The sequence below is a fragment of the Maribacter sp. UH1 genome (genome assembly GCF_056839145.1).
Window position 1 is genome coordinate 3,590,300 of the sequence record NZ_CM166387.1, and the last position, 14,711, is coordinate 3,605,010.

12 protein-coding genes and 1 other RNA gene are annotated in these 14,711 nt (G+C 34.1%); 4 read left to right on the plus strand and 9 right to left on the minus strand.

Going from position 1 to position 14,711, the window contains the following annotated elements:
* Positions 1-7: 7 nt before the first annotated feature.
* Both UH1x_RS15580 and UH1x_RS15585 read right to left on the minus strand, forming a co-directional pair.
* Positions 8-2,473: a TonB-dependent receptor gene (locus UH1x_RS15580; RefSeq protein WP_482622825.1), complete on the minus strand. Its 2,466-nt coding sequence runs from the start codon at positions 2,471-2,473 to the stop codon at positions 8-10.
* 5 nt (positions 2,474-2,478) lie between these two features.
* Positions 2,479-4,170: a M23 family metallopeptidase gene (locus tag UH1x_RS15585; protein ID WP_482622827.1), complete on the minus strand. Its 1,692-nt coding sequence runs from the start codon at positions 4,168-4,170 to the stop codon at positions 2,479-2,481.
* A gap of 193 nt (positions 4,171-4,363) precedes the next feature.
* On the opposite strand from UH1x_RS15585, the gene UH1x_RS15590 reads away from it, so the two are divergent.
* The 4 genes from UH1x_RS15590 to rny all read left to right on the plus strand — a co-directional run bounded on the left by UH1x_RS15590 (position 4,364) and on the right by rny (position 6,749).
* Positions 4,364-4,654: a hypothetical protein gene (locus UH1x_RS15590; RefSeq protein ID WP_036153335.1), complete on the plus strand. Its 291-nt coding sequence runs from the start codon at positions 4,364-4,366 to the stop codon at positions 4,652-4,654.
* A gap of 13 nt (positions 4,655-4,667) precedes the next feature.
* The gene (locus UH1x_RS15595; protein WP_073246067.1) at positions 4,668-4,964 is read left to right on the plus strand and encodes a cell division protein ZapA; all 297 of its coding nucleotides are present in this window, start codon (positions 4,668-4,670) and stop codon (positions 4,962-4,964) included.
* A gap of 56 nt (positions 4,965-5,020) precedes the next feature.
* Positions 5,021-5,131: non-coding RNA, 6S RNA (gene ssrS, locus UH1x_RS15600), on the plus strand.
* Between the two features lie 49 nt (positions 5,132-5,180).
* The gene (rny, locus tag UH1x_RS15605) at positions 5,181-6,749 is read left to right on the plus strand and encodes a ribonuclease Y (protein WP_482622829.1); all 1,569 of its coding nucleotides are present in this window, start codon (positions 5,181-5,183) and stop codon (positions 6,747-6,749) included.
* Positions 6,750-6,802: 53 nt separating this feature from the next.
* Here the strand turns inward: rny and UH1x_RS15610 are convergent, their stop codons facing one another.
* The 7 genes from UH1x_RS15610 to UH1x_RS15640 form a co-directional block, all read right to left on the minus strand.
* Positions 6,803-7,117 (minus strand): hypothetical protein, encoded by a 315-nt coding sequence (locus UH1x_RS15610; RefSeq protein WP_396634961.1) that lies wholly within the window; start codon positions 7,115-7,117, stop codon positions 6,803-6,805.
* 5 nt (positions 7,118-7,122) lie between these two features.
* On the minus strand, positions 7,123-8,334 hold the full coding sequence (locus UH1x_RS15615) for a sensor histidine kinase (RefSeq protein WP_482622831.1): 1,212 nt from the start codon (positions 8,332-8,334) through the stop codon (positions 7,123-7,125).
* A 104-nt stretch (positions 8,335-8,438) separates the two neighbouring features.
* Entirely contained in the window at positions 8,439-10,457 is a 2,019-nt protein-coding gene (locus tag UH1x_RS15620) for a DUF349 domain-containing protein (protein WP_482622833.1), read from the minus strand.
* A 148-nt stretch (positions 10,458-10,605) separates the two neighbouring features.
* Positions 10,606-11,358, minus strand: a complete 753-nt coding sequence (locus tag UH1x_RS15625) for a shikimate dehydrogenase family protein (protein WP_482622835.1) — start codon at positions 11,356-11,358, stop codon at positions 10,606-10,608.
* Positions 11,330-12,349, minus strand: a complete 1,020-nt coding sequence (locus UH1x_RS15630; RefSeq protein WP_482622836.1) for a DUF368 domain-containing protein — start codon at positions 12,347-12,349, stop codon at positions 11,330-11,332. Before UH1x_RS15630 ends, UH1x_RS15625 begins: the two co-directional genes overlap by 29 nt.
* Before the next feature lie 13 nt (positions 12,350-12,362).
* Complete coding sequence (locus UH1x_RS15635; protein WP_482622838.1) at positions 12,363-13,277, minus strand: DUF368 domain-containing protein; 915 nt, start codon at positions 13,275-13,277, stop codon at positions 12,363-12,365.
* Positions 13,278-13,294: 17 nt separating this feature from the next.
* The gene (locus UH1x_RS15640) at positions 13,295-14,698 is read right to left on the minus strand and encodes a tetratricopeptide repeat protein (protein WP_482622839.1); all 1,404 of its coding nucleotides are present in this window, start codon (positions 14,696-14,698) and stop codon (positions 13,295-13,297) included.
* Positions 14,699-14,711: the final 13 nt, after the last annotated feature.

The window sequence follows — 14,711 nt, forward strand, 5'->3', positions numbered from 1 at the left end:
GTATTGTTTAAAGACGTATACCCAATTTTAAGTTTAAAACCCTAGAAGTAAGATAATTTGGTACAGCATATTCATTTTTACTGTCGGCATCTCTTACCCAAGTGTTAGTAATTGAATTTTGATTGTTGAATAAATTGAAAATTTCAAAACCTAAACTCAATTCTTTAAAATTGCGTAGCCAATGTGTTTTTGGAAATTGTTTGTTCTTATTTGCAAAAATATATGAAATTCCTAAATCTGCACGTTTATAATCTCTTAATCTATTCTGAAAAATATATGGGTCGGCATAACTTGGGGATCCACCGGGAACACCTGTTTGATAAACCAAATTCAAATACATTTTTAAATCTGGAATCGTAGGTATGTAATCTTGAAAGAGAATGCCAAATTTTACGCGTTGATCTGTAGGTCTGGGTATATAGCCTCTATTGTTTCTATTCTCTTCGGTTTTTAAATAACCTAGACTTACCCAAGACTCCGTTCCTGGTACAAAGGCACCGTTTAATCTAATTTCCGCTCCATAAACATAAGCTTCAGTGTCATTGTTGGCTGCGTATCTTATACGTACATCTTCTAAAGTATACGAATTCACATTTTCCAATTTTTTGTAATACGCTTCGCTTATCAATGTAAAAGGTCTATCCCAAAGAAGAAAACTATACTCATTACCTGCTACGAAATGAAATGCTTTTTGTGCTTTTACATTTGGCTGTATTGTGCCAGTGTTGTCGCGTAGTTCTCTGTAGAAAGGTGGTTGATGATATATTCCTGTAGATAACCTAAAGAGCATATCTTTATCCCAGTTGGGTTTTATTGCAAATTGCGCACGCGGGCTAAAAACGGTTTGTGATACTTTTTCAACTCCGGTTCCACTAACTGTCCAATGATGAGAGCGTACACCAACGTTGTAATACACATCTGCATTGCTCCATGTTTTATGTGTTCCCAATTGAACGTAGCCAGAAAACCTATTTGTCTTCACAAAGTTCAAAGCGCTTAATCCGCTATATGCTTCTAAAGGTGCATCAAATGGTTCAGAAGGTTGATTATTTATGAATTCACTTCTAGGTGGTCTAATGGAAAATCCTGCAGAATCTATAAATTCAGATTCACGTAATTGATCGCGTATATCTTCATGAGTATATTTTGCTCCCCATTCCAAAATGGAATTACCCATAGTATGTAAGCCTTTGTGCTCTAGATTAAATATTAAGGCATCTAGATCGTTTCTCGTTCTGTTGAACTGAGAACCTATACCGCGAGAAGTTAACACTTCGCCAGCCGTATCGCTACCTAAATTACTATCAACATCACCAAGCTCATAGGCTGCAACAACATCTGAATATTCTTCTTCTGTAGTATGATAAATGGAGGATATCAATTTTAATGTAGTATTCTCATTTAAAAAATAACTGCCTTTTAAAGCTCCTAATGCGGTGGTATATTTATTTGTCTCTTGTCCTTGATAAAAAACTACTAATGCCTGAGGATTATCTATGGTTCCAAAATTAGTTTGTCTGTTTAAAGGTTCGTTCTTGTAATCGTTGACAGTTAGGTTACCTAGAAAATTTAACTGAAATTTAGGTGAAAAACGGTAGGTCAAATAACTTTGAATATCTGTAAATGCCGGATTGAAATTGCTTTGTGTCTGCAGGGTATTAACCAGTAAAGAGTTGTTTCTATATCTTATACCGGATACTGAGCTCAATTTTTGGTTTTTAGAAACAGTTTCTAAACTTGTGCTTGCACCAAGAAAACTTACATCTGCCCTAATGGAAAATAGAGTAGGGGTCTTGTATTTAATATCTAATACAGAAGCTAGTTTATCACCATACTTTGCTTGAAAACCACCAGCTGAAAATTTCACATTCTGTACTAGGTCACTGTTAACAAAGCTTAATCCTTCTTGTTGTGCAGAACGAATTAAAAAGGGTCTGTACACTTCTATCTCGTTTACATACACTAAATTTTCATCGTAATTACCGCCCCGTACCGCATACTGCGTACTTAATTCGTTATTGGAAGATACGCCTGGTAAGAGTTTTAATATGGTCTCTACCCCTGAATTTGCTCCTGGTATTTTTCTAATTTTCTCTGGAGAAATATTCAGAATGTTATTAGCTTCTTTGGTCCCAGTGGCAGAAACGGTTACGCCGTCTATTTGGGTAACATCATTTTTTAAAACAGGATTGAACTCAAAGGTCTCGTTCGTATTCAATAGTAATTTTTCCAATACGACGTCTAAGTATGCAATATGAGAAAAAACTATGGTGTTCTCTATATCTGAGGTAATCTCTAGAATATAGAATCCGTCAGAATTTGTAGTGGTTCCTAAACCCTTACAGGATATATTGACATTTGGTAACGGTTCATTATTTGCACCTAGTACTATACCAGAAATAGTAGCGTTCTGAGCAAAACCAATGGAGCTGCACAGCAGTAATATCAGGCTTAGAACATTATAAAGTTTCAACTATATTATTTTCTGTAAAAGGAGGTGCTTAAGGTGTTTGTATTACCTACATTATCTGTAACGGTAACTTCAAGTACACATTGCGTTTGATCAGCAATCTTATCGTCAAAATTATAAGTAAGGGTATTGCGCTTAGGTTCATACTCCATTAATATCCATTCTCCGTTTAAGGTAGCGGAATATTTGTCTACACCACTTAAGTCATCTGCAATCTGTACACTTAGGTACTTGTAATTATTTAACCATTGCTTTTCTTTAAAGTTTTTGGTTCTTATGGTTGGCGCTACAGTATCCTTAGCTAAAGTATATGTTCCTAAATTACGTGTTCTTGTTGTAAATTCATTACCACGTTTATACGTATTAGTGTGGTTTGGTCTAAGTTTAGAATCTAATCTGGCGATAAACAATTGCTTTCGTTCTTCTTGTGAATATTTAGAAACGTCAAAAGTGATTGTAAAGTTTCTATGTGCAGGCACAGTGTTGGTGTGTATGGTAACCGTATCTTTTCCTTTCTTTAAGTCAATATAAAAATCCTCATAAAAAGTGTTTGTTGGGAAATATACCTTAGCACCTTCTAAATCAAAATTATTGGGTTTTTTTGCGATTACATAGTTGTCGGTTTTTTCTATAACCTTTTTATTGCCCAATAGATTCTTTACCCCTTCAATAGGTATGTTGACCTCAATTTTATTACCAGCATAATCTTTAATCAATAATTTGGCGTTATAACTTAAGCCTTCGTTTATTTTAACTTTGCCATCATTATATATGTCTTTGTAAATACTAAGCTTGTTACCTGGCGATTTAAAACTTTTTTGAATTTTTTGCCTATTTCTACCGTAATAATCATAATCTACAAGTGTGTTTATATATCTGGTTTCTCCAAATGAAAATTTCTCAAAATCATATAAAGAATACACTTTGCCGTTTACACTAAGTTCTACACTATAAACGCCATTTTTATTGGCGGCCATATCTAACCTATCAAATCCAATAAAACCAACTCCAATTTCACCTAAAGCAGTTACTTTATCCGCTAAAAATGTACCATCTTTCTGTTTACTAACGTTTATCTGTGTTCTTTCGTAATTATTATTAACATGAGAATTATCTGTTAACGGATAAATAAATAATTTTTCTAAAATAGGATTAGTAGCATCGGCAACCTCTAAACCGTACATTAACGGATTGGTGGGTTTTTCAGAAATGCTACTTCGTATTTCAAAATGTAAATGCGGACCTGCAGAACCACCTGTGTTACCACTATAGGCAATAAGTTCGCCTTTAGAAACTTTTAACTCCCCGTAATCAGGAAATACTTCTACTTCAAACGATTTTTTATTGTATTGTAATTTCTTGATGTAGGCTTCAATTCTAGGTGAAAATTTTTGAAGGTGACCATAAACTGATGTATACCCGTTTGGGTGGGCCATGTAAAGCACTTTACCGTAACCCCAAAGAGAAACTTTAATTCGGGTTATAGTACCATCACCTATTGCGTTGATCGGGATTCCCTCTCGCTGCTGTGTTTTTATATCAACACCAGAATGAAAATGATTGGAACGTAACTCGCCAAAAGTACCCGCTAAAATAATGGGGATATCCATTGGTGGACCAAAAACATCTTTCGGATATTTTTCTTGTGAGAAAAGACTAAAACAAAATAATAATAACAGACCAAGGGATATTTTTTTCATAGGTAGATAGGAATACTGCGAAAATAATTAATCAAATACAATTCAATGAAGTTGAGGGTGCAAAAATTATTACAAAGAGTATATGGTTGTGTATTCTGAATTTATGTACCGCTGATTTACGAATATTTGAAAAAACTATTGCTAAGTCATATAATCTATGTTAACTTTGTGTAAATCGCATTGATGGTAATGTATGAGCGAGTTAATTAAAATCGTTGATTCTTTAGAAAATAAAATTAGCAAATTGTTGCATAAACTTGAGGTTTTGAACAATGCTAATCTAGAATTGGAAAAAGAATTAAGGAATATAAAATCTTCACAGGAAAGCGCCAGTAAAACGGTGTCTGAATGGGAAGAAAAATATAATTCGCTTAAACTAGCTAATTCAATGCTTGGCAGTAATACCAATAAAACAGAAGCTAAGCTTAAAATAAATACATTAATACGAGAGTTGGACCATTGTATAGCTCAATTGTCGGAGTAATGTTTATAATAATATGTCAGAAAAGCTCAAAATAAAACTTTCTATTGCTGATAGGGTCTATCCATTGACTATTGACCCCGCTCAGGAAGAAGGCTTGCGTAAAGCAGCTAAGAATATAGAACAGTTGGCTAAAAAATTTGAGCAGAACTATGCAGTTAGAGACAAACAAGATGTTTTGGCCATGTGCGCCTTGCAATTTGCGTCTAAAATTGAACAGAATGGCATAGAGCAAACAGAAGGAACCAAAGAAGCTGAAGAGCGCTTACAAGCACTTGAGGATTTGGTAACATCTAAATTGGCTTTGAAATAAAAACGTTCTTTTAAATACATTAAGTTACTGCCCACATTGGTAATACCTTTTGACAAACTCAACATTTATTTTTTTTAAAAAGGGTGAGTTTAGATTGTAAAAGCAAGCCCTACTTGTATAGGGATCCTTGATCAGTCTGTTAGCCCTAAACCTGTTTACCGGAGTTTGATCAAAACTTCTCCAATGTGGGCTTTTTTTTTATTAATAAATTACACTATGGATAGTACAATGATAATTATTGCCGCAATAGTTGGGCTGGCAATCGGTTTTGCAATAGCAAAATTTTTGGAAAAAGGGAAAGCCTCTAAAACCATTATAAATGCAAAGAAAGATGCTGAACGTATTTTAAAAGATGCAAATGCCGAAGGAGAAAGTGTCAAGAAAGAAAAAATCTTACAGGCGAAAGAAAAATTCTTAGAATTAAAAGCCGAACATGAAAAGGTTATTAATAATAAGGATAAGAAGATAAGCGACGCAGAAAAGCGTACTAGAGATAAAGAATCTCAAGTGAGTAGTGAACTTGCCAAGAACAAGAACATGAACTCTCAGTTAGATAGTAAATTAAAAGATGTAGAGCAGAAAAGACAACTTTTTGACAAGCGTCATGAGGAGTTGGATAAAATGCACAAAAGTCAAATTCAACAGCTAGAAGTTATTTCTGGACTGTCTGCGGATGAGGCTAAAAATCAATTGGTAGAGAGTTTAAAAGAGACTGCAAAGACAGATGCAATGGCTTTTATACAGTCTACTGTTGAAGAATCTAAACTTACCGCACAGCAAGAAGCACGTAAAATCATCATTAATACCATTCAAAGAATTGGTACTGAAGAAGCGGTTGAAAACTGTGTGTCCGTATTCAATATAGAATCTGATGATGTTAAAGGTAGAATTATTGGTAGGGAAGGTAGAAATATTAGAGCTTTAGAGGCGGCTACGGGTGTAGAAATTATTGTTGATGATACGCCAGAGGCTATTATTCTTTCTTGTTTTGATTCTGTTAGAAGAGAAGTTGCAAGACTATCGCTTCATAAATTAGTTACAGACGGTAGAATTCACCCGGCAAGAATAGAGGAAATTGTAAAGAAAACAGAGAAGCAAATTGAGACTGAAATTGTTGAAATAGGTAAGCGTACGGTTATAGATTTGGGTATTCACGGTTTACACCCAGAATTAATACGTGCTGTTGGTAGAATGAAGTATAGATCTTCTTACGGTCAGAACTTGTTACAACACTCTAGAGAGGTTGCTAAACTTTGTGGTGTTATGGCATCTGAATTAGGATTGAATCCTAAAATCGCTAAACGTGCCGGACTTTTACATGATATAGGTAAAGTACCTAATACCGAAAATGAAATAGAAACTCCACACGCTATCTTAGGTATGCAGTGGGCAGAGAAGTTTGGAGAGAAACCAGAAGTGTGTAATGCTATTGGTGCTCACCACGATGAAATTGAAATGAAAACGCTTATTGCCCCAATAGTTCAGGTTTGTGATGCCATTAGTGGTGCTAGACCAGGAGCAAGAAGACAGGTTTTAGATTCTTATATTCAACGTTTAAAAGATCTAGAAGAGATTGCATTTGGATTTAGTGGGGTACAGAAGGCTTATGCTATTCAAGCAGGTAGAGAGCTTCGTGTAATTGTTGAGAGCGAAAAAGTTAATGATGACAGAGCTGCACAATTGTCTTTCGAGATTTCTCAAAAAATACAAACCGATATGACTTATCCAGGTCAAGTGAAAGTTACTGTAATACGAGAGACAAGAGCGGTTAACGTTGCTAAGTAATAAACACAATTAATAATAAAAAAAGCCTCTATTTATAGAGGCTTTTTTTATTTCTAATCTAAAGTTTTGATCCAATTTAATAATTGGGTTTCTTCTAAGGATGATAATTTATTTTTTCTGCCTTTCGGCATTTTTTTCTTTGTAAACACTTGAAATTCTATCGCTTTTGCTAATCCGTCCATATTTTCAAGGGAAAAAATAGTTCTATTTTTCTTTACGGAATGGCAGAAGTTACATTTTGTATTCAATACTAAGTAAGCTTCTTTCTTCGCTGTCTTAGTTTGATTTCCTATTACTTGTAGTTCCTTACTTGATGGTATAGAAATGAAATTTGAAATAACTATTACAATCCAGATTACTGATTTCATATACCTTAATTAAGGTTCTTGGAAAGTGTAAAATTGAAATGCACACCCTCTTTATTGTCACTACGTTTGCCTATAGTGATATCTCCGCCTAGTTTTTCTATAAGCTCTTTAATGGTGGTTAGTCCAATACCGGTATCGGTGGCACCTTCCGTACTAAGTTTTTCGAATAATAAAAAAACCTTTTTCCAGTATTTCTCTGGTATGCCAGGACCATTATCTTCATAAGTGAAAGAATAAGATTTTTCATCTTCGCTAAAAGAAACCGTAATTTCAATATCAGACTTATCGGTAAATTTAATACTGTTAGATATTAAATCTCTAAAAATTTGGTCAAAGCTATTTAAAGAATGATTAATGTCGTGATCGCAATTTTCTAATTGTAAAGAAACAGATTCATTGTCAGATTGTTTGCTTAGTACATTTTCTATTTCTTTTGATACATTAAATTTTTCAAGATTTATCTCGGCATTGGTTATTGAGTTGTAATTGATAATACCAGTGATTAAAGATTCCATGTAATCTACTCTAGTATCTATAATGCCTAGATATTTTGGTATTTCGGTATCTTTAAAAAAATCGGAATAATCTTCTTTAATAAAGCCAACCATTGAGCTAATGCCCAATAATGGTGTTTTCATATCATGCGCCATTCGATATGATAATTGCTTTAGTTGGTTGTTCTTTATTCGTAATTCTTCATTTACAATCTTCTGCTGTATATTTTGCCTTCTCAACTCTAACTGTGCCATTACTTGATCAGCTAAATCTTTTAAAGACGCTTGTTGTTTTTCGGTAAATTTTTCTCTTGGTTTGGTATCTATAACACACAGCGTACCTATAGATTGGCCTTCTTTTGTATTTAATGGAGCGCCAGCGTAAAATTGTACTGACGGACCGCCTGTAACCAAAGGGTTGTCAAAAAATCGTTCGTCTTTATTGGCATCATTAACCAATAATAAAGAATCTGGAGAATTAATGGCGTGCGCGCAAAAAGCTAAATCTCTAGGAGTTTCTGTGGCATCTATACCGTGGTGAGATTTAAACCACTGTCGATCTTCATCAACAAGGGAAACTAAGGCCATGGGAGTATTACAAATATCTGCGGCTATACGGGTTATAGCATCATATTCCTTTTCTTCTAATGTATCAAGTACATTAAAACTTTTTAGTGCTTCTAGCCTTTGTTTTTCGTTATTCGGTATTTCAGGTTTAACCATTTTATATGTAACTATGTACTCAATATAATTAAAGTGAGTATTTTCTTACATTTATAACGTTTGAAATGTTTAAATGTTTTATATTTTTCTATTAAGAATTAAAGTTACTCCTCGGTTTTGGTTTCTTCAGTATCCTCGGCTTCTTCCTCTTCTTTAAGTAGATTGTTTTTTAAGATATTCAACTTCTTTAATTTTGCTTTCCAAGCAGATAAAGCTTCTTTGTGTTGGTTGACTCTTTTTATAACGTCTTGTACCAATGGGTTGCTTTCAGAAGCATTAGAGAAAAACTGTAGATTATTTTCTAGTTGTCTAATTTCATCTTTACTCTCATCAATCTTTTTTCTAATAAAAGCACGCTCATTTTGTATTGCACGCTCTTGATTATCATTGTTACTTAATTGTTGAATTTTGTTACCATATTTCAACAGTTCAGATTCTTGTTTACTAACACCACATTTTTGATATAGTGCATCTATAATTTTATCGAACTTTTGATTGATGCTTTTCTTTTTAAAAGGAACTCTACCGTAGGTTTTCCATTCTTCGGAAAACTTTGTTATAGCTTCTAAATCTTTTGCTTTGTCACCACTTAATTCAAAAGCCTTAAGACGATTAATGAATTCATCTTTAAGTTTAAAATTTGCTTCTTCTTCTTTAAATGCATCACTTTTAAGCGCATTTAATCTATCGAAATAATGGTTGCAGGCTGTTTTGAATTCTTTCCAAAGCTTATCTGAATATTTTCTTGGCACATGTCCAATTTTTTTCCATTGACCTTGTATGCGCTTCATTTCTGAAGTTGTAGCATCAAAATCATCGCTATCTTTTAAAGAAACCGCAATTTCCAATAGAGCTCTTTTCTTCTCTAAATTCTCTTGTTGCTCTTTTTTAAGATTCTTATAAAAAGCATTTTTATTCTGATTGAATGCGCGGACCGCTGCCTTAAAGCTATTCCATGTCTTAGAATTCACTTTTTGTGGCACTTGACCGGCTTTAAAAAAGGACTCTCTAAGTTCCTCTAATTTTTTAATCTGTTGTTGAAGTGCACCATGATTGCTGGATACATTTTCACTAAGTGTATTTATCTCCGCTATAATTGCGTGCTTTCGCTCTAAATTTTCTTCTTTTATCTTATCAAGATTCTTAAAGTAATCTTGTCTTCTTTCATGAATAATTTTTGTAGCAGCACTAAAACGATCCCAGATTTCTTCTCTATGGTCTTTACCTACAGGACCTAAATCTTCTTTCCAGATTTTGTGCAATACCTGTAGTTCTCTAAATGCTCTATTTAAATCTGGTTCCTTAGAAAGTTCTTCTGCTCTAGCAACTATTTTACCTTTTTCCTCTAGATTATGCTTAAAATCTAAATCTCTTAAGTCTCTATTGATATTTAAAAAGTCGTAGAATATTTCAATGTGGTGGTGGTATGTTTTCCAGACATTGTTATAATCTGCGCGAGGTATTGGTCCGGCATGGCGCCATTTAGCTTGTATATCCTTAAAATTGTTATACGTTGTATTAATATCCTCTTCTACATTCACCAAGGCTTTTAATTGTTCAATAAGGTCTAATCTATAGGCAAGATTTTCTTTGTGACTCTTTTCTAAACTCTTGTAATATTGGTTGCGCTTGTCTCTGTATTCTGAGTATACTTCGTTAAATTGTTGTTTGTCAACAGAATTGTATCTGAAGTCAATTTCATTACCTCCGTTTGAGATGAATTCTTCTTTCTTTTCCTCTAAAAACTGATCAAATTTTTGATTGAATTCGTCTTTAATAGAATCAACATGTTTTCTTATGGCTTGTACCTTCTCATTCTTAACCAAACGTTGTAATTCACCTACCAAATTTTCCATGCTCATGTCATGGTAATCTGGCATTGGGATCTCATGTCTTTTTTCATTGTCGGTATCTTCTGCATCTTCTGCATTAGAATCGTCAATTTCATTCATTACATCAGTTTCTTCTGCATCTTCATTTGGTGCAGTTGTAGTTTCTGTTTGTAATGGTGTTGATTCGTCTGAAGGATTAACGGTTTCCTCCACTACGTTTTCAGTAGTTTCGGTCGTAGTTTTTTCCTCAATTGAATTCTCTGGTAATTGTTGTTCTTTATCCTCAGACATAATCCTAAATTATATGCTTACAAGATAGTAACAACCCTACGACTGGCAAAGAATTGATTGTTCTTTTTAGTTAAATCACCAAAGAGTAATCTAGGGTAAACCTATATTTTACATTGTCTTTCTAATTGATATGTGTGAAGAAGGATAGTTATCGATTCCAAATTTCCCATGATTTTTCGGCCTGAAACTCTAACATCTTATGTCCGTTACATATGGACGCGCCATTAGCTTTACCGGCAGCAAGAAAAGAAGTTTCTTCAGGATTATAAATGAGATCAAAAAGAAGATGTTGTTTGTTGATTTGGGAATACGGAATTGCAGGTTTTTCTTCAATATTGGGGAAGGTACCTACTGGAGAGCAGTTTATGATCAAGGTATGGTCAGCAATAATATCATCATTTAACTCACTATAGGTATATCCATTATTTTTACCACTTCTGGACACAAAAGAAAAATTAATTCCTAATTCATCCAATACAAATGCGATTGCTTTTGATGCTCCTCCCGTACCTAAGATCAATGCCTTTTTATGGTGTTCTTTTAAATATGGTTCTATAGATTTCTCAAACCCATAGGCATCGGTATTGAAACCAACTAAACCATTTTCTGTAAATTTTATGGTATTCACGGCTCCAATTTTTTTTGCAGCCATATCCATATCATCTAAAAAAGCCATTACCTCTTCTTTATAAGGTATAGTAATGTTTAGACCCTTTACGTTTTCTGTAGTTTCAAAGATAGTGGGGAATTCTGATATGGCTTGCAAATCGAAATTTTGATATTGGCATTGATCCAACCCCATATCTTCGAATTTCTTTTTAAAATATCCTCTTGAAAATGAATAAGAAATATCTTTTCCTATTAAGCCGTAATTAGCTTTCTGTTCTTCTGTTTTTTCCATACCAATCTAAAAGTAGCAAAATACTAATACCTATGATAATAAAGAAAATAGCCGTCCAGTTTTCTACGGTGGTCAAATCTGGTAGAAACCTTTCATAGTTCATTATTATCGGTTTTCCGTTCGTATCTAAAATATTTTTTCCATTAATTCCCGTTTTAAAAATGGTTCTTTTCCACGGCCATACTACTCCTAAAGATCCTGTAATGAAACCTAAAATAGTAGCCGTAGTAATGTGCTTATAGTGTTTTAAAACATAAGTTAATAAATGGGATAGGGTTACTAAGCCTGTAGCGGAACCTAGGGTGAATACCGCTAAAATCTTAAGCGTATGCAACCTTTCCGTATTGGAAGTAAAGCTAAAATCACCTACTAATAATTCTGAGAATGTATCATATAAGGCATTAACGGAATCTACTAAAAGGAGTACGTAATTACCTAGTAATATTAATATAAAGGAACCCGATAGCCCAGGTAAAGTCATACCAGATACACTGATCATTCCACATAAAAAAATAAAAAGTAAGTTGTCGTTTTCCTTTGCGGGACTAAGAAAACTAATGGCTACACCAACACTTAAGCCTATAATGGCAGCGGTAAATGTTTTCTTTTTCCAATAATCGAAATCCTTACCTATGTAATATATAGATCCTAGGATCATACCAAAAAAAGCGGCCCAAACATAGAGTTCTCGTTTAACCAAAAAATAATCTAATACTTTTGATATACTGAAGTAACTGACCAGCATGCCAAAAATGAGCAGGGTTAAAAAAGAGCCGTTTATATACCTGTAGAAGCTTTTGAGTCTTCCGTTAACAAGAAGTTTAAAGGCTTTGCCATTTACCTTTTGTAGCGAATAAATAAATTCTTCGTAGAAACCACCAACAAATGCAACTATACCACCTGAAACACCGGGTACCTTATTGGCGGCGCCCATACAAAGTCCCTTTACGACCAAGAAAAATTTATCAGTAAAGGATCGGGTTTCGTTCATGTAGGTTTTAGCGTTACTTCTTAGAAGCTGATTTTTCTAATATAAAAATAAGAGAAAAACCTATTACAGCAGCTACAATAGCAAAGGTTAATTGATTATCACCTTGAAAAGCGAATGGAGAAATATTTTCGTCAATGATTATTTCTTTTTTACCTATCTGAATAATTTCGATGATATTCTTCCAAGGCCATATTTCGTTCAACGAGCCTAAGATGAAACCTGTTAAAAAAGCTAAGGTGCTATTTTTGTAATTGGTAAACATCCATTTTAAAATTCTGGCAAAACTTAAAATACCAAAGGCAGCGCCAAAAGCAAAAGTAATTACAATTCCAAAATCTTTTTCATTAACGGCTTCTAAAACGGTTTTGTAAGAACCTAGTAACACCAATATAAAAGAACCGGAAATACCTGGTAAAACCATGGCGCAAATTGCAATAGCACCCGATAAAAAGATAAATGGCAAGCTGCCAGAACTAGTAGAAGGAGGAAGGGTGGTTATATAGAAAGCTGTGACTGTTGCAATTAGAAATAATATAAAACCTAAAATATTCCATTTTTTTATGGATTTAGCGACGAAAATGACACTGGCCAATACCAAACCAAAAAAGAAGGACCAGGTTACAATTGGGTGTTCTTCTAATAACCAAGCAATAACTTTTGATAATGAGAAAATACTGATCATCATACCAATTAGCAGGGCTAAAAGAAAGTTACCGTTCAATTTCTCCCAAAACATTTTAAAACCTTCTTCCTTTAAAACTTTTAAAGTTTTTAGATTAACGTTATTGATAGAGGTGATAAATTCTTCGTAGATGCCTGTTACAAAGGCTATTGTGCCACCAGATACTCCCGGAACCAATTCGGCAATACCCATTGCCATTCCTTTTAGAGATATGAAGGTGTAATCTTTTAGTTTTCTATTGTCCATGAAATGTAGAACCTATTCTAAGAGGTTTTATTGTATTTTCTTACAATTTCTTGTGTCCAATCAGACTTGCCGTATTCTGGAAAATTTTCAGTGAACAAATGTAGTTTTTTCTGCTTTTTGTCAATCTTCAATGCATCCATTAACATAATGCGTGCGTTGATAGGGTCTTTGGCAAGTAGTAGGTAGCCTACAGATCTATATAAAAGTTTTAAATTTTCAGGATAAAACTCTCTACCTTGGGCTAAGATTTCTACTGCGGCAGATTCCTCTCCGTTAATATGAACAACCTCTGCCCAGCTTAACCATGTATCTATTTCAAAATTACCAAGGTCCACTGCTTGTTTAAAAGCGAAATCTGCTTGGTCATAATTCTTTAAAGCCATGTGAATTTGCGCACACTTTTTCCAGTATTGCGGATTCTCACCATCAATATTCAAAGCTTTATTTATATAGAAAACTGCCTTTTCAAAATCTCTACTATTATAATATAGATTTGTAATCGCCAACCAGCCTTTGTCTAAAAGTGGATCTTCATGTACTGTTTGGTAGAAATAGTACTTGGCCATTTCAGTATCCTTCAGTTTTTCATAACATTTACCTATTCTCAAAAATGCATGAGAGGTAGGGTCTTCAATGGAAATGGTGGTTTCGTAATTTTCAATGGCCTCTTTATGGCGACCTAATTTTTCAAGTACTTTTCCTTTTTCAAAGTAAGCGCCAATAAAAGTATCATCTGAAATAACTGCAAAATCAAAAGCAGTTAATGCTTCCGTATACATTTCTTTAAAATAATACTGCTTACCTAACTGATGCCAAGCTACTTCGCAATACGGATTCTTTTCTAAATAGCTGTTCAAGTAAACTATTGCACCATCATAATCCTCAAGGAATTCAAAGCAATACACCACATTATAGAGCGATGAATAATCTTGTTCGTCAAACTCCACACATTTCATAAAGCTCTCCTTGGCATTATTGAAGTTGTCCATGAACAAATACTCCATACCCAGTAGGCTGTAGATATCAAAACTATTATTAGTGAAGCTTAATGCTTTTTGTAGTAATTCTATTGCGCCAGCATGGTCATCTCTCTTAGAAAAAATGTTGGCACGTTGAATGTAAATTTCATCATTATTATTATCCAACTGCTGTAATTCATCTAGCAGGGCTTCGGCTTTTTCCATCTGGTTTTCAAAAACCATGACTTCTACCTGCAGCAATTTCAGTTCTATAGAAGCTGGATGCTGCTGTAAACCAATTTTAATTCCTTTTTTAGCCAAAGAAATCTTCCCATGATTTAGGTAATGGTGCACAATATCTTCAAAATCCTCTGCATCAAAGAAATAGACATCATCTGTCTTTAACATTGATTCAAATTTTGTTATTGGCTTGTCCGGTCTCTCGTTAGATTCTAACGCCATAGGCACTATTTGG